The following is a 19,910-nucleotide window of genomic DNA, read 5'->3' on the forward strand; positions in this document are numbered from 1 at the left end:
TCCCACATTAACGGGCAGTAAGACCCACACCTCAAAATTCAGAGAAAAACGAGGAAGATAGGTGGGGGATACAGAAAACCCCCACTGAATAAAGTTTCACTTTATCTCCCTCCAAAAGCAAACTTCAATTTTAATAGACGTGTAAAAATGAAGTAACTTATGATAGCGAATAGGAAAAATCCAATATAATAAGACAGAAGTGCATCTCGTCCGCCTAATATTCTACCGCCAAGTAATCCGAAGCATAGAACAGTACAAAGCATGAACCACCTTTGTAAGCTAGGAAACAATAGTATTTTTCCGTTTTGTTCGTTCGGTGTACGTGTGTATAGAAAAATTGATAATGGTAAAAAGATCATGATGTAAGCAAATGGTGTTAATAGTGTCCAAGGAGAAGGCACAGAAGTATGCTCCATTGGATTGTCCTGTAGTACACTAGAAAGTTTATTTCCATAGTCATCAAATGTTTCTATCGGATGGTAATCATAATTAATAGAAAAAGATTCTAATGGTGAAATAATCCCTACATGTTGTAAGTACTCATGAGTCTGCACCTCTATTTCTCCCATTGCCTCTAAAGACCATTGTGTATGGGTATAAATGAATCCAGAGATTAATAATACGGAACCGTATGGTAAAAATAATAAAATTGCCGTTAAGCTACTTTGGGAGAAAATATTTCCAGTAATAGTTCCGATAAATAAAGTGAATGTATAAATAGCAATGAGTACAACCGTAGCATATACAAAGTAACTATGAAACGGAGTAAAGACTTGATACTCATTGTGAAACGATATGTTTTTTATTCCGTACATGCTAATCCAGCAAATTATGTGTACTGTAATGATATTCAAAACGCCAAGCAACCATTTTGTTAAAAAAATATCTTTTCGCTTAAAAGGCATCGAGAATAGAAAATCAGTAGATTGATTGTTACGTTCCCATCCAGTTAAAAGACAAGCCAGTGCAATAAGAATGGCTCCTTGCGTGACGAAGGGATTATCGAATGTATTAAAAGAGTAGGAATAATAATACACATAGTCATCCAGTTTCATTTTTGATTGGTTAAGCGCCGTTTGTGCTGCTTGATAATATTTATAAGGGAGTTGATACAAACTAATTAACCAAAACAATAGAATTATATATTTTCCTTGTTTCCATTGTCTCATCCATAAAGCTTTATGAAACATGCGAATCCTCCTCAAACGTTGTGACAAATATATCTTCGAGTGACATTGGTAATTCTTCTAATAAAATAGGCTGTTCTTTATGAAACTTTTCTAATGTAGCTGCTACATTGCCCTCAATTAAAATCGTGTACACTTTTCCTGTTTGATTTAATATTTTTACATGATTTAAGTTTTCTAGTTTTTGTGGTAGTGAACGTTCATAAGCGACTTGTATTTTTGCATAGCGAGATTTCGTATCTTCTAATGCTGTAATCGATGCGATTGTATGATCTTTTAAAATAATAACCGTGTCTGCAATTTTTTCCACTTCATCTAAGTGATGAGTAGAAATGAGAATGGTAATCTCACGTTCTGCTACTTCTTCAATTAAAAATTGTAAAATTTGTCTTTTTACAATTGGGTCAAGCCCATTGGTTGGCTCATCTAAAATAATGTATTCTACACCTGTACAAAACGCTAGAATCATAGCAAGAAGTGCCTTCATACCTCGTGAATAACTGCGAATGCGTTTTTCAGGTAATTTAAAACGTTCTAGCAGCTTATAGAAATGTTCTTCATTAAAATTGTGATAAACAGCTTTATAAAACTTCGCGATTTCTTTTACTGTATACCCGTTTAATACATTCGTGGAATCTGGTACATAAGCTACCTTCTGCTTCGTTTCTGGATGTTTATGAACATCTGTTTCGTCGTATGTAACAGTACCTTCATCTGGGTCTAAAATACCAACGAGTGTTTGAAGTAAAGTAGTTTTCCCCGCACCGTTTCTTCCGAGTAATCCCACAATACTTCCTTTTTGTAATGTGAAAGAAATATTGTCTAAAATGACTTGATTATCAATTGTTTTTTTGAGACTCGTCACTTTTAGCATCCGTATTCCCTCCTAGTTCTTTATAGTACGAATCTATCCAATCGTGAATTTTTTCTTTCGTAATCCCAAGGTAAGAAGCCTCTAGTAATAATTGATGGAAGTGTTTTTCAACCATAGCGATTTTCCTTTCATCTAATGTTGGTGTAATCGATTGGGAGACAAATGTACCTTTTCCTCGCAGTGTTTCAATAATTCCTTGTCGTTCTAACGCCTGGTACGCTTTGCTTACTGTATTTGGATTAATGACAAGAAGTGAAGCGAGTTCACGTACAGATGGTAGTTTATCGTTTGGTGCTAACATATTTTTTAGTACGCGTTCTTTTATATTTTGAACAATTTGTTCCCATATCGGAGTGTTGCTTCTTGGATCGAGTTGAATGTGCAAGAGCAATGTCTCCTTCCTGATGAATATTAAGTGTACTACTAGGTGTAATACACTTAATACAATATATGTGATGAATTTATTTGTCAATACGAATTTATAGAAAAATATGGTATAAAAACACGTTGATTGGAAAAAATAGGTTTGATATAGAATGGAGGGTTAGTCATGAGGCGAGTTTTTGGAATACTTGTTTGTTTCATGTTGCTATTTTCTGGTGTTTCGGTTGGCTTTGCAGAATCTAAGAAAGCGCAGTCTGAAAAAACAGAAATAGAAGCAGGGCCGAAGTTAGCGGAGCAAGCATCGTCAGCAATTGTTATTGAGCAAGATACGGGTAAAGTTTTATTTGAGAAAAGTCCAAATGAAAAATTGCCACCTGCTAGTATGACAAAGATTATGACAATGCTATTGATTATGGAACAAGTTGAAAAAGGAAAACTAAAACTAGAGGATAAAGTTAGAGCAAGTGAGCATGCAGCTTCGATGGGTGGTTCACAAATCTTTCTTGAGCCGGGTGAAGAAATGACAGTGAATGAAATGCTAAAAGGGATTGCAATTGCATCGGGAAATGATGCATCTGTTGCAGTTGCTGAGCATATCGCTGGTTCAGAAGAAGGTTTTGTAAACATGATGAATAAAAAAGCGAAGGATTTAGGATTGAAAAATACACATTTCCAAAATCCAACGGGTCTTCCAGCGAAAAATCATTATTCAACAGCATATGACATGGCAATTATGGCGAAAGAGTTGATGAAGTATCCACTCATTCGAAAATATACAGGAAAGTATGAAGATTACTTACGTGAAGATACAGAGAAAAAATTTTGGCTCGTGAATACGAATAAATTAGTTCGTTTTTATCCTGGGGTGGATGGGGTGAAAACAGGTTTTACAACAGAAGCTAAATATTGTTTAACAGCATCAGCTGAAAAAAATGGCATGCGTGTCATTTCTGTTGTCATGGGAGCTCCAACATCAAAAGAACGTAACAATCAAGTAACAAAGCTCCTTGATTATGCATTTGGACAATATACAACGAAAAAATTGTATAAGCGCGGTGAAAAAATTCAAACCGTAAAGGTAGGAAAAGGTAAGAAAGACAAGGTAGATTTAGTTGCATCAGAAAACGTATCTCTTTTGATGAAAAAAGGCGAGAATATGGACAAGATAAAACAGGAAGTTATTGCTGAAAAGAAAGTAAAAGCACCGATTAAAAAAGGTGATGCACTCGGTACACTTGTTATTAAAAAAGATAAGGATGTTTTATTAAAGCAAACGATTGTAGCGAGAGAAGATGTTGCTGCAGCAAGCTGGTGGGAGCTATTTAAAAGAAGTTTAGGGACGTTTTCAACATCGAAATAGCGGCAAAAATATTGCCGCTATTCTATCTGTATACATGAAATAGGTAGAATAATTGCTGAAAGATTCACATTATGGCGAAATAGTACTTCTTTTGTCAGTAGGAAGGATTCTTATTTTATGTTCACGAAAATCTTATGTACATGAGTAAAGTTTAAGCATAAGGAGGAAATCGTGTGAGTCTTTCCGTGCATTTAGAAGTAAAGCGTGATGTCTTATGTGTAAGGCTGGCGGGTGAACTAGATCATCATACTGCTGAAGAGTTGCGAGCAAAAGTAACGGATATGATTGAGACGCATCGTATTCATCATATTGTATTAAGTTTAGAAAAATTAACATTTATGGACAGTTCTGGTCTTGGTGTTATATTAGGCAGATACAAGCATGTTAAAAGTTTAGGAGGGGAGATGGTCGTTTGTGCAATCTCACCTCCTGTAAAACGTTTATTTGAAATGTCAGGTCTGTTTAAAATCATTCGCTTAGAAGAAAGTGAAGCGCATGCGCTCGCGACATTGGGGGTGGCATAAATGAGAAATGAAATGAACCTTCAATTTTCAGCATTAAGTCAAAATGAGTCGTTCGCTCGTGTTACAGTTGCTGCTTTTATCGCACAATTGGATCCAACGATGGAGGAATTGACAGAGATTAAAACAGTTGTGTCTGAAGCAGTCACAAATGCAATTATTCATGGGTATGAGGGGAATGCTGAAGGTGTTGTTTACATTTCAGTGATTTTGGAAGAAGCAATGGTGAAACTCACGATTCGAGATGAAGGGGTTGGCATTTTTAACTTAGATGAGGCAAGGCAACCTCTTTTTACAACTAAACCTGAATTAGAGCGTTCCGGAATGGGATTTACTATCATGGAAAATTTTATGGATGAAGTAGAAGTCATTTCAAATGAATCTTTCGGGACAACAATCCATTTGACAAAATACTTATCAAATCGTAACGCTCTATGCAATTAAGGAGAATTGCCTATGGACATAGAGGTCAGAAATGAGAAGAAGAAACCTCAGTTAAAGGACCACGAGTTAAAAGCGTTAATTCAAAAAAGTCAAGATGGAGATCAAGGGGCGAGAGATACGATAGTCCAAAGTAATATGCGGCTTGTATGGTCGGTTGTACAACGCTTCCTCAATCGAGGATATGAACCAGATGATCTATTTCAAATTGGCTGTATTGGGCTCTTGAAGTCGGTAGATAAATTTGATTTGTCTTTTGAAGTGAAATTTTCAACCTATGCAGTTCCAATGATTATTGGAGAAATACAGCGATTTTTGCGTGATGATGGATCAGTGAAAGTAAGTCGCTCTTTAAAAGAGACTGGAAATAAAATTCGAAAAATGAAAGATGAGCTTTCTAAAGAATATGGAAGGGCTCCAACAATTAATGAGGTAGCAGAGGCGCTTGAACTAACGCCAGAAGAAGTGGTTCTTGCACAGGAAGCGAGCCGTACTCCATCATCCATACATGAAACGGTTTATGAAAATGATGGAGATCCTATTACAATCTTAGATCAAATTGCAGATCAAACAGAAACGAAATGGTTTGATAAAATCGCCTTAAAAGAGGCGATTAGAGAATTGGATGAGCGCGAACGTTTAATTGTATATTTGCGCTATTATAAAGATCAAACTCAATCAGAAGTAGCAGAGAGAATTGGAATTTCACAGGTTCAAGTATCAAGGCTTGAAAAGAAAATATTAAAACAGATGAAAGATCGAATAGATGAATAGCCATCTATTCGATTTTTTGTATTAGACTAGACGGCATTGATATTTCAACTAAACTTGGAAAGAAAAAAATCATGAAAAAGTTGTATCTTATGTTATTGTTGTTATCTTTTCCAAAACCAAAGAATTTCAATCATCTGGAAATATTTACAGAATTTATTGGTGGTTTAGTAAATTTAAAATATAAACTTGTCATAATAAAAAAACATCTGTACTCACATGGTGCAGATGTTTTTTTATTTAAATCGGTAGTAAATCTCTAATACTTTTATGAAAAAAGTTGTATTAGAAAAATTTCCAAAAACCATACTACAACTACGAGGAATAGTGAAGAGATGAGTGGAGTGGAGTGGAGCGAACAATCTATCTCAAAATGCGAAATAGGCTGAGGGTATCTCCTTCATATGAGGTGAAGATTGAAGAGGTTGCACAAGTTGTTGGAGATTTTAGCATAGTAGAGAAAATAAAAAACAACTTGTTTATAAAATCACAAAACGTGTCGGAGGAGATGGGAAAATTGTGGTTCTACTCGTTGCACTTGTGCTTGGGAAGGTAATGGGGTCTTTGTTTCATTGGATTTATTTTGCAAGGTAGGAGGTATTAAGATGACACAAAATAAATTAAAAGATGATTACATACATAAAGTAAAAGATTATCACCCAAAGTCAAATTATGTGATGAATTGTGTAAAAGCGTTTGTCGTAGGGGGCCTGATTTGTACAGTAGGTGAATGCTTGATGAAATTTTATATGCACTATTTTCACTTCAGTGAGCAAAATGCCGGAAATCCTACAATAGCAACGCTTGTGTTATTATCAGCTGTGTTAACGGGATTGGGTGTGTATGATAAAATCGGTCAATTTGGGGGGGCTGGTTCAGCAGTTCCTGTTACTGGATTTGCAAATTCAATGGCAAGTGCGGCAATTGAGCATCGTAGTGAGGGAATTGTACTCGGAGTTGCGACAAATATGTTTAAGCTTGCTGGAAGTGTAATTGTCTTTGGTGTTGTTGGAGCATACATTGTTGGTCTAATTCGATATACGTTTAAACTTTGGTTATCTTAAAGGAGACTAGATATGAGATTGACAGGGAAGCAAACATGGGTATTTCAAAATAATATATTTGTGAATGCAACAGGTACTGCTGTCGGTCCAAAAGAAGCGGAAGGTCCTCTTGGAAAGTGTTTTGATATTTCATATGATGAATTGCACTGTCAGGAAGAGAATTGGGAACTCGCTGAAAGACGATTGATGAATGATTCAATTCAGCAAGTCATGCAAAAAGGAGATGTAAAGCCTTCGCAAATTGATTTTCTTTTAGCAGGCGATTTATTAAACCAAACTGTTACAGCAAATTACGTGGCTCGGGAGCTTGGAATTCCTTTGTTAGGCATGTTCAGTGCTTGTGCGACATCAATGGAAACATTAGCAATTGGATCGGCTTTTATTGATGGAGGATTTGCTAACCGTGTGATAGCTACAGTTAGTAGTCATAATGCAACTGCCGAACGGCAGTTCCGTTATCCGACAGAATACGGGGGGCAAAGACCTGGTACAGCAACATCAACTGTTACAGGAGCAGGGGCAGTTTTAATTAGTAAAGAACAGAGCAATATTAAAGTAACAGCTGCAACCATTGGGGTAGTGCAAGATTTAGGAATTGCAGATCCTTTTGATATGGGGTCAGCAATGGCGCCTGCTGCCGCTCATACAATTCAACAGCATTTTGAAGATTTAGGAAGAAGCGCAGCAGATTATGATCTAATCGTTACAGGTGATTTATCAGGTGTTGGAGCGCCAATTACGAAGCAACTTTTACTCGAGGAAGGGTATGATTTAGGGAATGTATATAATGATTGCGGATTAATGATTTATTATGGGGATCAAGAAGAGGTCTTTGCAGGTGGAAGCGGGTGTGCTTGTTCGGCAGTTGTAACATACGGTCATTTATTAAAAGAAATGCAAAAGGGAAACTTACAACGTATTTTTGTAGTTGCAACAGGAGCATTGTTAAGCCCGATTATGATTCAACAAAAAGAAACGATTCCGACAATTGCACATGGGGTTGTATTTGAAAGGGTAAAAGGGGTGTGAATTGTGGATTTTATATATGCGTTTATCGTTGGAGGAGCTATCTGTGTTATAGGACAGATTTTATTGGATTTTGCTAAATTAACCCCTGCACATTTGATGGCAACGTTTGTAGTGATTGGAGCGATTTTAGATAGTTTTGGACTATATGATAAGCTCATAAAATTTGCAGGTGCAGGTGCAACTGTTCCTATAACGAGCTTTGGACATTCCCTTTTACACGGGGCACTAGAGGCGGCTGAAAAACATGGTTATTTAGGAATTGGAATTGGCATGTTTAGCTTAACTTCTTCAGGTATTTCAGCAGCGATATTATTTGCATTTTTTGTAGCACTTATATGTAAACCGAAAGGATAAATCAAATGAGACGAAGGGTTATCTTGGTGACAGATGGAGATGAATATGCAAAAAGAACGATTGAGCTGTTAACAAAGGAATTTGGCGGAAGGTGTATTTCTGCATCGCAAAGCAATCCAACAAAATTGACGGGAAAGAAGATTGTGGAGCTAATTATGCAAACGCCATATGACCCTGTATTTGTTATGTTTGATGATAGTGGATTTATAGGGGAGGGTTCCGGTGAAAAGGCGCTAAAATATGTGGCAATGCATAAACAAATTGATGTTCTTGGTATTTTAGCCGTTGCATCTAATACACATCATTGGGAGTGGGCTCGTGTAGATATCAGTATAGATCGAGAAGGCAGATTAACAGAATATGGTGTTGATAAATTCGGACTCCCCGATGGTGAAATTGGCAGAATTAATGGAGATACGATTTATTGTTTAGATGAATTAACTGTCCCTGTAATTGTAGGGATTGGTGATATAGGAAAGATGTGTAGAAATGATGAGTGGGAGCGAGGATCGCCAATTACAAAAAAAGCAATTCAATTAATTTTAGAAAGAAGTGGGTTTTATGACGAAACAAAAGAAAGTTAATATCCCGATTTCTTCCTTCATAAGTGATAATGAAAATTATTTGAAACAAACAGCTGGACTTGGTGTCACATTTGATGTAGGAATTCGTAAGTTTCAAATTCTTGATAAAGAGATTGGTGTATTATTTGTAAATGGATTGTGTGATACAAACTACATTATTCCGATTTTAGAAGAAGCAGTTGATACAAATGAGATAAGGGATGTTGGTGAGAATACCGTAAAGCTTTTAGAAAATCGACTTATCCATCAACAAGTAAGTAAAGTGAAAACGATGGATGAAGTAATGCTACAAGTTTTATCTGGTCTTGTAATTATTTTTGTAGAAGGTGAAACAGAAGCTTTTGTAATTGATGTTCGTAGTTATCCAGGCCGAACACCGACAGAGCCGGATACAGAAAAAGTAGTGCGCGGGGCAAGAGATGGTTTTGTGGAAAACATTGTTGTTAATACAGCATTGATAAGAAGACGTATTCGTGATCCGCGCCTTCGAAACGAAATTATTCGGGTGGGAGATAGATCGCAAACGGATATTTGCATTACGTATGTTCAAGATGTTGCGAATCCAGATTTGATAAAAATTATTAAGCAAGAGCTAGAGAGTATTGAAATGGATGGCATTACAATGGCAGATAAAACGATTGAAGAGTTTCTGGTTAAACAAAGTTATAATCCTTTTCCACTTATTCGTTATACAGAAAGACCTGATGTAGCGGCAAATCATTTATTAGAAGGACATGTATTACTCATTGTTGATACATCACCAAGCGTAATGATTACACCAACAACTTATTTTCACCATGTACAGCACGCGGAAGAGTTTAGGCAAAATCCGGCAGTTGGTACATTTTTGAGATGGGTTCGTTTTGTAGGTATTATATTTTCTTTGTTTTTATTACCGTTTTGGCTTGTTTTTGTGTTCGATCCAACGTTGTTACCAGAAAAACTTGCTTTCATTGGACCAAATAAAATGACCAATCTCCCTATATTGTTACAAATAGTTATGGCCGATATTGGAATTGAATTTTTGCGAATGGCATCGATTCATACACCAACTCCTCTATCATCAGCTACCGGCTTAATTTCAGCGATTTTAATTGGGCAAATTGCAATTGACGTTGGATTATTTGTTCCAGAAGTTATTTTATATACAGCGGTTTCAATGATTGGAATATATGCAACACCAAGTTACGAATTAGGACTTGGAAACAAACTAGGGAAATTATTTGTTATTATTTTAACTGGCTTCTTCCATGAGATAGGATTTGTAATTGGCATGACGATGTTAATTTTATTTTTAACGTCCATCAAAAGTTTGCAAACACCATATTTATGGCCGTTTTTACCATTTGACTGGGGAGCATTAAAAACAATATTATTACGCCCGACCATGTCTAGTTTAAAAGTGCGTCCAAGTATTGTCCATCCACAAAATATACGTAGACAAAAATAAGCAGGATCGTTCTCCTGCTTATTTTTTATTATAAATTTATCGTTTTGTAACAAAAAGACAACATTTTTTTCGTACACTTAGAGTAGAAATTGTGTATGAAAGGGGAAGAGAGCATGATCAAACTATTTGTAAGTGATTTAGACGATACACTCGTTTATAATGTAAGCCATATTCATAAAGAAGATGAAAAAGCACTTTGTTGGTTAGCGGAAAAAGGAACGAATATTTGCTTTGCTTCTGGCCGTTTTACACATAGGATCCAAGATGTGGTTAGAAGATTCGGATTTCCATATTATACGACGGGTTTAAATGGAGCTACTATGCTATTACCAAACGGGCAAATATTCCATGAATCGAAATTTAATGATCAAGTTGCCCAGGAAATATATCGATATATACATGAAAAAAGACTAGCTGATATTGTATGTGCAAAAGAGCAGAGATATACCAAAAAGAAAAATGAACATCATTATGCTTTTGAAGAATATATGAGTGTGCATATTGCGGAGATAGAAACATTAGAAGAAGAGTTTGGTAAAACAGTCCATCCTTCAAAGTTGTTTGTGTATGGAGAAGCAGAAAAGATTGTGACATTAGATGAAGAGCTAAGAGAAACTTTTCATGAGCAAGCTGAAATTTTTATTTCTGGAAAAGGCTATGTGGATATTATGCCAATAGGGGTTAGTAAAGGAAGTGCTTTAAAACGGTTGATGAAGCATTTAAACATTGAAGCGCATGAAGTGGCATGTATTGGTGATTCTTTTAATGATATTTCCATGTTTACAGTAACACCACATTCTTTTTCTCTTCATCATGCACATCCCTATGTAAAGGAAAAGGCGCGTCACGTTGTTCGTTCTGTAGAGGAAGCTATTATGAAGTTACCCCTGCTTGTATAAAGTGAAACATTTTGAGATGAGAGTGTAACTGTCCGCAAATAGTGGGATAAATCCATTTTGTTTTCCTGCATATAAGTCGCAGCTATGAAAACAAACAGAAATATCCACTCATTTTCTCTTTTTGTCTTCACAAGGCATGGGGCGATGATCTCTCACGTCTAAAAAAGAGGGTTTATGTCGTTTTTAAATTTGGATGTATAAAGAAAAAGCTCGTCACTGACGAGCTTTTATTACTTAAATAATGATTTAATAAAATCAATGATACTAGAGAAAAAATCTTTTATCTTATCTAGGAAACTTTGTCCTTCTTCAGACCCTAAGAAGGCTGAAACATGTTCTTTCGCTTTATTTAATTGGCTACCAACTTGGTTCCAGTCAATATTTAAATTTTTCATTTTATCAAATAATGAAACTAAGTTATCTAATTGCTCATCTGTTAGTGTAATACCGAGTTGATCAGCAATCTTTTTAATTAGCGCACGTAAATCCTCTGTGGTCTTCGGCTGTTCTTTGGCGATTTCTTCTTTTACTTTTGCAACAAGTTGAACAGCTTTCTCGTCACCGATTTTATCACCAAGCTTAGCTGTTTGTACCATTTCTTCATTAGCGACTTTTTTTACTTCTTCAGGAATTTCTTTGTTTGCTGTAGTTTCGTAAGCTTTCATTAAGCCCGTTAAAGCAGCTGTTCCTGATACTTTAAATGGTGCTGTAATCTGGATTTCTGCATCTTTGACACCTGCTGTGATAAGTGCATTTGTGTACATTGCATCTGTTACCCAATTAATATTTTTTGCTCGTACAATAAGACCAGATCCTGGTTTTGTATACGTAATCATAGAAGAGGAAATCGCTCTTGTACCAATTTGTGATTTTGGAACGATGCCTTCTAAAAATTTATGTTCTTCCGCATTAGATACAGTAATAACTTGCGCATCTTTTGGCGCTTTCATTTCTTTTAAAAGCTCCTGTTTTTGTTGTTCAGATAAATTTTCTCCTAATGTAACGATTGATTCTCCCTCAATCACGTCTGCAAATGAAGCTGACGGAATCATAAATACCGTAACAGCTAATAGCAGGGCTAATAGTTTCGTTTTCACGAAAAATCGCTCCCTTTCTTTTTCTTGAAATTTGCGGGCAACAAAGTAATTATAGTATATTTTAAAAATTTGTCATCCGTCTTCGTACTGATTTTAAAAAAGAAGTATGCAGATTGTCGGATTCTTTTTGTTTCTGAGCACGAATATGGTAATATAGTGCTGAGATAGTCGAAAGGAGACATATAAGCATGAAAACTTTAGGATACATATTAATGGAAAACGGAGAAAAAATCGAATTGGAATTTTTCTCGGAGGAAGCACCAAAAACAGTTGAAAACTTTAAAAAATTAGCAAATCAAGGTTTCTATAATGGGGTTACGTTCCATCGTGTTATTCCTGGTTTCGTAAGCCAAGGTGGAGATCCAACGGGAACAGGAGCAGGTGGCCCTGGTTACTCTATTCCATGTGAAACTGATGAAAATCCTCATAGACATGTAGTTGGTTCACTTTCTATGGCGCATGCTGGCCGTAATACAGGTGGTAGCCAGTTCTTTATCGTTCATGAGCCACAACCACATTTAGACGGTGTACATACTGTGTTTGGTAAAGCAACAAGTGGGATTGAAACAGTATTAAACATGCGTCAAGGCGATGTAATGAAAGAAGTTAAAGTTTGGGAAGAGTAAGCTGAAGAGAGCACTGTGCTCTCTTTTTATTTTTTTCGCTGTTAAAGAATCATCATTCAAAATTTCACATGACATGTAAAGAAGACTAGAAATATTTGGATATAAAAGTTTGCTTTGTTCAATGTTTGTAGTGGCAGTTGGAGAGAAAACTTAAATAAGAAAAGTTTTAATCTATAAACAGGAATTTGTAAGTAATGTGCAGTAAATGATAAGAGAGTAAATAGTAAAGTTTTTATAGCTAACTAAACTTATTTGCAATAAAACTATTTTTATAAAAATACATAGAATAAAGTGAAGATGTATTTTGCTATTCGAAATCAGTAAGCTTTGTAGTTCAATCAGTTCTGAGAGAAGCTGAGTTTATTTTAGGAAAGTGAGTATTCATTTATTTTATTAGTGAAAATAAATGAATACTATACATTTGACTTTCCTAAATTCTCTTTGTATGATTATCAGGTTGTTTTGGCAGCCCTTCTCACTACAGTGAAAATATTGTAAAATGGATATGATGTAAAAATAGTAGTAGAGGGGATACATGGTTTGTAACTTTTGTAAGAAGGGATAAGGTTTATGTTAATTCGTTTTAAAAAAAGTTATGAAAAGATTGCAATGGGGCTTCTTTCTTTTATGCCGACTGAAAAAGATGTGAAAACTTTACAGGTGACAATGAAGGAATATGATAAAAATGATCATTGGCAACTGTATTTGTGGAAACAAAATGATGATTTTGTTGGGATAATTGGAGTTATTAAAGAAGAAGATGTATTAAAGATTCAACATATTAGTGTAAATCCGTCTCATCGTCACATGGGGATTGGAACGAAGATGGTACAAGAGTTAAAAAATAAGTTTCAAGATGCTATGATTTGTGGTAATGAACAAACTGCGAGTTTTTGCGAAAAGTGTCAGGAAGTTGAACAGAATATACATTCATAAAAGCAGAGATAGGAACCATGTCATCTCTGCTTTCTTTTTTTTAGCTGTTCGTTTCGTTCGGCAATTACAGCATTTCTGTCACGTAATTTATGCTTATGGATAATGTATTCAGTAGGTAGCGACTGAGCATCTTTCCAAGGAATCATTTTTTCTGTACATAATTGCCGGCATGTGTTTTCTAAAGAAGAATCTGAAAAAGGTAAAAATATAGGTGTGAAAGGTTCTTTCGCTTGAATAGACAGTAATTGTTTTTGTAATATAGTTAAAAGTTTGGAGTGATTCAGACCTAATTTGTGCACTTGTTTACTTTCTTTATTTAAAATAGTAATGGCGCTTTTCATCATTCGTAGTGAACCATTCCAATTTGAGCGTCTGTGATGATATAAAGAAACTGCTATTTGAATAAAACCAACCCAATAGTTGTCCCGCTCTTCTCTAGGTTTTAATTTCCAATGATCCTCTAATACTTCATGACATTCAAAATAATCGTAATCTCCATGAAAATGAATTAAAAACTGTATGTATGCTGTAGGATACATTCTTTTCACTCCTGTCTAAATAGTCTTATGTACAGTGTATCATGAAGTGAAATTCCGAAAAAAGCGTGATAAATAATAAACGACTAGAGAACCTCTAGTCGTTTATTATATTCTGCATTAGCAGAAACAAGCCGCGCCTACAATGATTAATAAGATAAAGAGCACAACAAGTAAAGCGAAACCGCCGTGAAAACCACAATCAACATGGCCCATAGTTTTTTACCTCCTACATTGAACTTACTACATTTTTATCATATGAAAGGGTGGGCATTGTTGCATGGGCAGGTGTCTATTTTTAACTAAATTTCTGAAAAAGGTTGGATAGAACATAAGTATGCTCTATACTTATGTTGTTATAGAAAAAATGTGGTGGGATGCTTTGTGCAATATAATTTTAAAGTAGAGGCTTTTGAAGGGCCTTTAGATCTATTGTTACATTTAATTCATCGTTATGAAATCGATATATATAATATTCCTGTAGCGGAAATTACAGAGCAGTATTTATCTTATATTCATACGATGAAAGACTTGCAATTGGATGTTGCAAGTGAGTATTTGGTGATGGCTGCAACGCTATTGCAAATTAAAAGTAAAATGCTGTTACCGAAACAAGAGGAAGATGTACCTGATAATGGTGAAGACTTTATAGATGATCCCCGTCAAGAGTTGATGGAGCGGTTAATTGAATATAAAAAATACAAGCAAGTTGCTACTGAATTAAAAGAGAGAGAACAAGAGAGAGCGCAACTTTTTACACGTCCACCAATTGATTTTACATCGTTTCAGTCAGAAGAGGAGACAAGTTTACCTCTTGATGTCACACTATATGATATGTTAGCGGCATTTCAAAAACTTTTGCGTCGTAAAAAATCCAAACGTCCAGTAACAACAAGAATTACTCGGCAAGAAATCCCGATTGAACAACGTATGAGTGATATTTTAAAGCAGTTAGAAATAGCGGAAGGACGTCAAAGCTTTTATGACTTATTTGTTGATGAAGAACGTGAAGTAATGGTTGTAACGTTTTTAGCTGTACTAGAACTCATGAAAAATCAACAAATTATTATTGAGCAAGAACACAATTTTGATGAAATCTTTTTGACTCGTTCTAAAGCCTAGTAGAACTTGCATCTTAAGATTGTGAGGAAAACTAGTAGTAAGTATTTGATGAGTGAAAGTAATGATCAGTGGAAATACGCCCACTGATCAAAGATTCCATGATCGTGTTTAGGAACAATAGAAGGAATGTTGGACCGGACGCAATATACTGTGATTCGGTTTTTACTATGGACATTTTTGCATGGAAAAGTATAAGAAAGGAGATTGTACGTTGGATAGAAAAGAAAAAATGGCAATTATTGAGGGGCTTTTATTTGTTGCGGGTGATGAAGGAATTTACCCGGAACAAATTGCAAAAGTACTTGAGGTTGAAGTGAAAGATGTAATTCAGATGATCGAGGAAATGCAAAGGGAATGTGAAGGGATGCAGAGAGGTTTGCAAATTGTACAATTTGCAAAAGTGTATCGCTTTGCTACAAAAAAAGAACATGCTCCTTATTATCAAAAATTGATGAATACCCCGACCGCCGCTTCTCTTTCTCAGGCCGCTCTTGAAACATTGGCGATTGTTGCTTATCGTCAGCCAATTACAAGAACGGAGATGGAAGAAATTCGTGGTGTGAAAACAGATCGAGCATTGCAAACATTGGTTTCGCACTTACTTATAAAAGAAACGGGTCGAGCGGAAGGACCTGGGCGTCCGATTTTATATGGTACTACGAAAGAGTTCTTAGATACGTTTGGACTTCAAACATTAGATGATTTACCAGCTCTTTCTGAAGAAGATGAACAAATGAATGAAGCCGACTTATTCTTTGGCTCCTTGCAGGAACTGTCAAAATCGTAGCTTAGCACATTGCTAAGCTTTTTTGTATATGAAATACGCCTCGTGTCATACTAAATGAAAAAGGAGACGGATTATGAAAAGAGTACGGATTATTCTATTGCTAGTTTCTGTTTTATTATGTTTTGCATTAAACAGCACATCTGCCAAAAGATATATGACGTCTGTTCATACTGCGTCTTCTTTTTCCATACAACGTCCACATTTAGGAAAAATGAAGATGAGCTTTTTTAAGGTAGGACAAGGTGATGCTATACTTATTATCTTACCTAATGGTCAAACTGTGTTAATCGATGGAGGACCTTATGAGGCTGGAGAGATAATTATTCAAAAATTAGTTGAAAAGAGAATCAATCATTTAGATGTTGTGGTAGGGACTCATCCAGATATGGATCATATAGGTGGGCTTATCCCGATTATAGAACAAATGCCAGTGTCACTTGTATTAGATAGCGGCAAAACCTATAGTTCTTTTACATATCATACGTATAGGAACAATATTAAAAAGAGGGGTATTCCGTTTGTTCGTGTAAAACAAGGCCAGCATATTCCGTTAGATCCCCAAGTTGCAATTCAAGTGTTAAATAACGGAGAATCAAAGGATGAAAATAATGAATCATCGATCGTTTTAAAGGTTCGATATGGCAAAGCTGATTTTTTATTAATGGGAGATGCGGATATACAAACTGAAAAAAAAATAATGAAGCGATATGATATACATGCAGATGTTTTAAAAGTTGGTCACCATGGCTCATATACGTCAACCAGTGAACAATTTCTAAAGAAGGTAAATCCTCAATTTGCTATTCTTTCTTATGATAAAAAAAATCCATATGGGCATCCACACCAAAGTGTAGTAAAAAGATTAAAGAGATATGGTGTGATGACGTATGTAACCGATAAACGAACAGTAGATATTGAAACGGATGGAGAACATATTGTAATGTGGTCCAACCCTCCACTTCCATTATTAAAGTAACTCGATACCACTTAGGATTACATTTGGAATCAAATAAGAAATCGATACCAAATTTCAAAAAAGGTTCATTGTCTTCTTTTGGAAAAAGTGAATAGTATATATTATAATTAGATAAGAAAAGTAAATTTCCTTTTTTAATCATAAAAGAGGAAATTTGTTTTTAATGTATAGACAACTACTCGTGTATATATTAAGATAGAATTAGGCAAATAGGTAATAATATAAGTAGGTATTTCATGGGAAAGGATCGATGAAAATGAAAACGCAAGTTGTCATCAATGCCAAAATTTATACAGGTCACGAAGTAATGGAAAGTGGATTTATTCGTTACGCAGAAAAAATTGAAGAAATTGGTTTGATGACTCAATATGTATCACAAAAAAATGAAACTGTATTTGATGCAGAAGGAAAAATTGTGATTCCAGGTATGATCGATGTTCATATTCATGGTGGATACGATATTGATGCGATGGATGCGAATAGCGATGGATTGGTAACCCTTGGTAAAGAAATGTTAAAAGAAGGGGTTACAACTTATTTCCCAACAACAATGACGCAAGCTCCAGAAGCAATTGAAGCGGCATTAATAGCTGCAAAAGAAGCGAAAGAAAAAGGAGCGCATTTTGAATATATGCATTTAGAAGGACCATATGTTTCAAAAAAACGTGCAGGAGCACAGCCACTTGAGCATATCGTTCCTGCGAATATTGAACAATTTAAACAATGGCAAGAGGCAAGCGGTAATTTAATTAAATTAGTAACGTATGCGCCAGAAGAAGAGGGTGCGATAGAGTTTGAACAGTATCTTGCTGAAACTGGTGTTGTTGGTACAATGGGACATACAGATGCAATTGATGCACAATTAAAAAATAGAAACATTACACATGCTACACACTTATACAATCAAATGCGTGGTTTACATCACCGTGAACCAGGAGTTGTTGGTCATGTATTATTAAATCCAGATGTAATGGTTGAAGTTATTACAGATGGTATTCATATTCATCCAGATATGGTGAAGTTAGCATATAAATTAAAGGGCCCTAAAAAAGTAAGTGTCATTACTGACGCAATGCGTGCAAAAGGTTTAGAAGATGGATTATATGAACTTGGTGGACAGCCGGTACATGTAAAAGATGGTAGCGCAAGGTTAGAAGATGGAACGTTAGCTGGTAGTATCTTGAAAATGGATCAAGCATTCCGAAATGTAATTGAATTCACAGGATGTTCTGTTGAAGATGCTGTTCTTATGACATCAGTTAACCAAGCTGAAGAGTTTGAATTAACGAATAAAGGTGTATTAGCAGTAGGCAAAGATGCTGACTTTGTTGTCATGACCCAAGATTTACATGTATATGATACAGTTCGATTAGGAATCCATATGAAAGAAGGGAAGTAAGTAGGATGAATATTCTTGTTGTAAAAACTTCGGAAGAATTAGCAGAAGCAGGTTATAAGTTAATTGAGGAAGTTATAAAATCAAAAGAAAACCCAACATTAGGAATGGCTACTGGAAGCTCTCCACTTGGTATTTATGCAGAAATGCGAAAAAATAAACTTGATACAAGCCGTGTAACCACTGTAAACTTAGATGAGTACGTAAATTTACCACATGAAGATAAAAACAGCTATCATTACTTTATGAAAGAACAGTTGTTTGATCATCTTCCTTTTAAAGAAACTTATGTACCAAATGGGATGGCAAGTGATTTAGAAGAAGAGTGTAAGCGTTATGAAAGTATTCTAACAGCTAACCCAGTTGACTTACAGATTCTTGGAATCGGTGAAAACGGTCACATCGGATTTAACGAGCCAGGGACAGCGTTTAATTCTTCAACTAACATTGTAGAATTAACAGAGTCTACACGCCAAGCAAATCTTCGCTTCTTTGAAAAAGAAGAAGATGTGCCAACCCATGCGATTACAATGGGTATTGGAAGCATTATGAAAGCGAAACAAATTCTCCTTGTTGCTATGGGACCGAAAAAAGCAGAAGCAATTAAGGAATTATTGCAAGGTAAGTATAGCGAAGCGTGTCCTGCTACAGTATTGCAACGTCATCCGAGTGTAACTGTAATTGCCGATCCAGAAGCTCTATCTTTATGCAGTGAGGCGATTGCTGATGAACATCGACAAGTATTCACCATTTCCGATCTATTATCAGATTCAAGAGTGGGTGAAACAGCTAATTGAGGGCGGTGAATGGAAGCCGGGAGATAAAATTCCATCTGAGAATGAACTTTGTGATAAGTTCGAAGTAAGTCGCATGACAATCAGACAGGCAATTAATAACTTAGTGGAGCAAGGGTATTTATATCGAAAACGCGGAATTGGAACGTTTGTTCAACTTCCGAAAGTGGAGCAGAAGCTGCAAGGGATGACCGGATTTACAGAGGATATGCTTTCTCGCGGTATGCAACCAAGCAGCCAATTATTAAGCTTCCGCGTAGTTCCAGCTACTGCTAAAATAGCAGAGCGGCTTAGGATACAAGAGGGAGAATCGGTGTATGAAGTAAGGCGTATTCGCTTAGCTGATGACGAACCGATTGCTTTTGAGACGACATACTTGTCACCAACTCTTGTAAAAGATATTAACGAAGAAATTCTGCAACAATCCTTATACGAACATTTAGAGAAAAAATTAGGCTTTAAACTTGTTCGTGCTACCCAAGCAATTGAAGCTTCAATTGCAACGGATAATGAAGCGGAGCATCTGCATATTCCAAAGAAAGCACCTGTACTTGTAATGAGACAATGGTCATATGCAGAAAGCGAATTACCGCTAGAATACGTGAAATGTATTTATCGTGGTGATCGTTATAAGTTTATTACGAGTATTTCACGAAACAAGTGATATATTTTATTTTGTGAAATGTATTAAACTTTCGATTCATCCATTGGATATGTAGAGA

At 35.8% G+C, this 19,910-nt stretch carries 24 protein-coding genes and 2 pseudogenes; 20 read left to right on the plus strand and 6 right to left on the minus strand.

Going from position 1 to position 19,910, the window contains the following annotated elements:
* Positions 1-101: 101 nt before the first annotated feature.
* The 3 genes from M014_RS0101325 to M014_RS0101335 are packed head-to-tail and all read right to left on the minus strand — an operon-like array spanning position 102 to position 2,446.
* A complete protein-coding gene (locus M014_RS0101325) occupies positions 102-1,190 on the minus strand; it encodes an ABC-2 transporter permease (protein ID WP_026590088.1) in 1,089 nt (362 codons plus the stop codon).
* The gene (locus M014_RS0101330) at positions 1,180-2,061 is read right to left on the minus strand and encodes an ABC transporter ATP-binding protein (RefSeq protein ID WP_026590089.1); all 882 of its coding nucleotides are present in this window, start codon (positions 2,059-2,061) and stop codon (positions 1,180-1,182) included. Before M014_RS0101330 ends, M014_RS0101325 begins: the two co-directional genes overlap by 11 nt.
* Positions 2,027-2,446, minus strand: a complete 420-nt coding sequence (locus M014_RS0101335) for a GntR family transcriptional regulator (RefSeq protein WP_026590090.1) — start codon at positions 2,444-2,446, stop codon at positions 2,027-2,029. Before M014_RS0101335 ends, M014_RS0101330 begins: the two co-directional genes overlap by 35 nt.
* 165 nt (positions 2,447-2,611) lie before the next feature.
* Here M014_RS0101335 and M014_RS0101340 point away from each other — a divergent pair, with 165 nt between their 5' ends.
* From M014_RS0101340 to M014_RS0101385, 12 genes and pseudogenes are all read left to right on the plus strand, one after another.
* Positions 2,612-3,805 carry a D-alanyl-D-alanine carboxypeptidase family protein gene (locus M014_RS0101340; RefSeq protein WP_026590091.1) on the plus strand — a complete coding sequence of 398 codons (1,194 nt, stop codon included), beginning with the start codon at positions 2,612-2,614 and terminating at the stop codon, positions 3,803-3,805.
* A 173-nt stretch (positions 3,806-3,978) separates the two neighbouring features.
* The gene (gene spoIIAA, locus M014_RS0101345) at positions 3,979-4,329 is read left to right on the plus strand and encodes an anti-sigma F factor antagonist (protein WP_026590092.1); all 351 of its coding nucleotides are present in this window, start codon (positions 3,979-3,981) and stop codon (positions 4,327-4,329) included.
* Positions 4,330-4,770: an anti-sigma F factor gene (gene spoIIAB / locus M014_RS0101350; protein ID WP_026590093.1), complete on the plus strand. Its 441-nt coding sequence runs from the start codon at positions 4,330-4,332 to the stop codon at positions 4,768-4,770.
* Between the two features lie 12 nt (positions 4,771-4,782).
* Positions 4,783-5,541: an RNA polymerase sporulation sigma factor SigF gene (gene sigF, locus M014_RS0101355; protein WP_026590094.1), complete on the plus strand. Its 759-nt coding sequence runs from the start codon at positions 4,783-4,785 to the stop codon at positions 5,539-5,541.
* A 346-nt stretch (positions 5,542-5,887) separates the two neighbouring features.
* Positions 5,888-6,036 (plus strand): annotated as a pseudogene (locus M014_RS29845) (stage V sporulation protein AA); the annotation flags it as partial.
* A pseudogene (locus M014_RS30525) lies at positions 6,025-6,132 on the plus strand (stage V sporulation protein AB); the annotation flags it as partial. The pseudogenes M014_RS29845 and M014_RS30525, both read left to right, overlap by 12 nt.
* 11 nt (positions 6,133-6,143) lie before the next feature.
* On the plus strand, positions 6,144-6,602 hold the full coding sequence (gene spoVAC, locus M014_RS0101360; protein ID WP_026590095.1) for a stage V sporulation protein AC: 459 nt from the start codon (positions 6,144-6,146) through the stop codon (positions 6,600-6,602).
* 12 nt (positions 6,603-6,614) lie between these two features.
* Entirely contained in the window at positions 6,615-7,631 is a 1,017-nt protein-coding gene (gene spoVAD, locus M014_RS0101365) for a stage V sporulation protein AD (protein WP_026590096.1), read from the plus strand.
* A 3-nt stretch (positions 7,632-7,634) separates the two neighbouring features.
* A complete protein-coding gene (gene spoVAE / locus M014_RS0101370) occupies positions 7,635-7,985 on the plus strand; it encodes a stage V sporulation protein AE (RefSeq protein ID WP_026590097.1) in 351 nt (116 codons plus the stop codon).
* Between the two features lie 5 nt (positions 7,986-7,990).
* The gene (locus M014_RS0101375) at positions 7,991-8,569 is read left to right on the plus strand and encodes a stage V sporulation protein AE (protein WP_026590098.1); all 579 of its coding nucleotides are present in this window, start codon (positions 7,991-7,993) and stop codon (positions 8,567-8,569) included.
* The gene (locus M014_RS0101380) at positions 8,547-10,019 is read left to right on the plus strand and encodes a spore germination protein (RefSeq protein ID WP_026590099.1); all 1,473 of its coding nucleotides are present in this window, start codon (positions 8,547-8,549) and stop codon (positions 10,017-10,019) included. The genes M014_RS0101375 and M014_RS0101380 overlap by 23 nt, the downstream gene beginning before the upstream one ends.
* Before the next feature lie 95 nt (positions 10,020-10,114).
* On the plus strand, positions 10,115-10,918 hold the full coding sequence (locus M014_RS0101385; protein ID WP_026590100.1) for a Cof-type HAD-IIB family hydrolase: 804 nt from the start codon (positions 10,115-10,117) through the stop codon (positions 10,916-10,918).
* Positions 10,919-11,148: 230 nt separating this feature from the next.
* On the opposite strand, the gene M014_RS0101390 is transcribed toward M014_RS0101385, so the two are convergent.
* Positions 11,149-12,015, minus strand: coding sequence for a DUF1002 domain-containing protein (locus tag M014_RS0101390; protein ID WP_026590101.1), 867 nt, complete (start codon positions 12,013-12,015; stop codon positions 11,149-11,151).
* Positions 12,016-12,203: 188 nt separating this feature from the next.
* Between M014_RS0101390 and M014_RS0101395 the strand changes: the two genes are divergently transcribed.
* Positions 12,204-12,641: a peptidylprolyl isomerase gene (locus M014_RS0101395; protein WP_026590102.1), complete on the plus strand. Its 438-nt coding sequence runs from the start codon at positions 12,204-12,206 to the stop codon at positions 12,639-12,641.
* Between the two features lie 570 nt (positions 12,642-13,211).
* A complete protein-coding gene (locus tag M014_RS0101400; protein WP_026590103.1) occupies positions 13,212-13,577 on the plus strand; it encodes a GNAT family N-acetyltransferase in 366 nt (121 codons plus the stop codon).
* 20 nt (positions 13,578-13,597) lie between these two features.
* Here M014_RS0101400 and M014_RS0101405 read toward each other — a convergent pair whose 3' ends face one another.
* Positions 13,598-14,116 (minus strand): DUF309 domain-containing protein, encoded by a 519-nt coding sequence (locus M014_RS0101405; protein WP_026590104.1) that lies wholly within the window; start codon positions 14,114-14,116, stop codon positions 13,598-13,600.
* Positions 14,117-14,233: 117 nt separating this feature from the next.
* Positions 14,234-14,329, minus strand: a complete 96-nt coding sequence (locus tag M014_RS27715; protein ID WP_017151030.1) for a YjcZ family sporulation protein — start codon at positions 14,327-14,329, stop codon at positions 14,234-14,236.
* Between the two features lie 168 nt (positions 14,330-14,497).
* Between M014_RS27715 and M014_RS0101415 the strand changes: the two genes are divergently transcribed.
* The 6 genes from M014_RS0101415 (at position 14,498) to phnF (ending at position 19,852) form a co-directional block, all read left to right on the plus strand.
* A complete protein-coding gene (locus M014_RS0101415; RefSeq protein WP_026590105.1) occupies positions 14,498-15,235 on the plus strand; it encodes a segregation/condensation protein A in 738 nt (245 codons plus the stop codon).
* 211 nt (positions 15,236-15,446) lie between these two features.
* A complete protein-coding gene (gene scpB / locus M014_RS0101420; RefSeq protein ID WP_026590106.1) occupies positions 15,447-16,022 on the plus strand; it encodes an SMC-Scp complex subunit ScpB in 576 nt (191 codons plus the stop codon).
* A gap of 73 nt (positions 16,023-16,095) precedes the next feature.
* A complete protein-coding gene (locus M014_RS0101425; protein ID WP_026590107.1) occupies positions 16,096-16,998 on the plus strand; it encodes a ComEC/Rec2 family competence protein in 903 nt (300 codons plus the stop codon).
* A 256-nt stretch (positions 16,999-17,254) separates the two neighbouring features.
* Positions 17,255-18,397 carry an N-acetylglucosamine-6-phosphate deacetylase gene (nagA, locus tag M014_RS0101430; protein WP_026590108.1) on the plus strand — a complete coding sequence of 381 codons (1,143 nt, stop codon included), beginning with the start codon at positions 17,255-17,257 and terminating at the stop codon, positions 18,395-18,397.
* 5 nt (positions 18,398-18,402) lie between these two features.
* Entirely contained in the window at positions 18,403-19,191 is a 789-nt protein-coding gene (gene nagB / locus M014_RS0101435) for a glucosamine-6-phosphate deaminase (protein ID WP_026590109.1), read from the plus strand.
* Entirely contained in the window at positions 19,121-19,852 is a 732-nt protein-coding gene (gene phnF, locus M014_RS0101440) for a phosphonate metabolism transcriptional regulator PhnF (RefSeq protein WP_081810942.1), read from the plus strand. Before nagB ends, phnF begins: the two co-directional genes overlap by 71 nt.
* Positions 19,853-19,910 lie beyond the last annotated feature (58 nt).

The sequence above is a fragment of the Bacillus sp. UNC437CL72CviS29 genome, assembly GCF_000482345.1.
GTDB classification, from domain to species: Bacteria; Bacillota; Bacilli; order Bacillales; family Bacillaceae_G; genus Bacillus_A; species Bacillus_A arachidis.

What these genes read in the sequence shown, in the direction of transcription:
- M014_RS0101400 (WP_026590103.1), top strand. Translation starts at nt 13,212, where the DNA reads ATGTTAATTCGTTTTAAAAAAAGTTATGAAAAGATTGCAATGGGGCTT.
- M014_RS0101380 (WP_026590099.1), top strand. Translation starts at nt 8,547, where the DNA reads ATGACGAAACAAAAGAAAGTTAATATCCCGATTTCTTCCTTCATAAGT.
- M014_RS0101340 (WP_026590091.1), top strand. Translation starts at nt 2,612, where the DNA reads ATGAGGCGAGTTTTTGGAATACTTGTTTGTTTCATGTTGCTATTTTCT.
- spoIIAB (WP_026590093.1), top strand. Translation starts at nt 4,330, where the DNA reads ATGAGAAATGAAATGAACCTTCAATTTTCAGCATTAAGTCAAAATGAG.
- M014_RS0101405 (WP_026590104.1), bottom strand. Translation starts at nt 14,116, where the DNA reads ATGTATCCTACAGCATACATACAGTTTTTAATTCATTTTCATGGAGAT.
- spoVAD (WP_026590096.1), top strand. Translation starts at nt 6,615, where the DNA reads ATGAGATTGACAGGGAAGCAAACATGGGTATTTCAAAATAATATATTT.
- M014_RS0101330 (WP_026590089.1), bottom strand. Translation starts at nt 2,061, where the DNA reads ATGCTAAAAGTGACGAGTCTCAAAAAAACAATTGATAATCAAGTCATT.
- M014_RS27715 (WP_017151030.1), bottom strand. Translation starts at nt 14,329, where the DNA reads ATGGGCCATGTTGATTGTGGTTTTCACGGCGGTTTCGCTTTACTTGTT.
- M014_RS0101395 (WP_026590102.1), top strand. Translation starts at nt 12,204, where the DNA reads ATGAAAACTTTAGGATACATATTAATGGAAAACGGAGAAAAAATCGAA.
- phnF (WP_081810942.1), top strand. Translation starts at nt 19,121, where the DNA reads ATGAACATCGACAAGTATTCACCATTTCCGATCTATTATCAGATTCAA.
- sigF (WP_026590094.1), top strand. Translation starts at nt 4,783, where the DNA reads ATGGACATAGAGGTCAGAAATGAGAAGAAGAAACCTCAGTTAAAGGAC.
- spoVAC (WP_026590095.1), top strand. Translation starts at nt 6,144, where the DNA reads ATGACACAAAATAAATTAAAAGATGATTACATACATAAAGTAAAAGAT.
- nagA (WP_026590108.1), top strand. Translation starts at nt 17,255, where the DNA reads ATGAAAACGCAAGTTGTCATCAATGCCAAAATTTATACAGGTCACGAA.
- nagB (WP_026590109.1), top strand. Translation starts at nt 18,403, where the DNA reads ATGAATATTCTTGTTGTAAAAACTTCGGAAGAATTAGCAGAAGCAGGT.
- M014_RS0101425 (WP_026590107.1), top strand. Translation starts at nt 16,096, where the DNA reads ATGAAAAGAGTACGGATTATTCTATTGCTAGTTTCTGTTTTATTATGT.
- M014_RS0101385 (WP_026590100.1), top strand. Translation starts at nt 10,115, where the DNA reads ATGAAAGGGGAAGAGAGCATGATCAAACTATTTGTAAGTGATTTAGAC.
- M014_RS0101375 (WP_026590098.1), top strand. Translation starts at nt 7,991, where the DNA reads ATGAGACGAAGGGTTATCTTGGTGACAGATGGAGATGAATATGCAAAA.
- M014_RS0101325 (WP_026590088.1), bottom strand. Translation starts at nt 1,190, where the DNA reads ATGTTTCATAAAGCTTTATGGATGAGACAATGGAAACAAGGAAAATAT.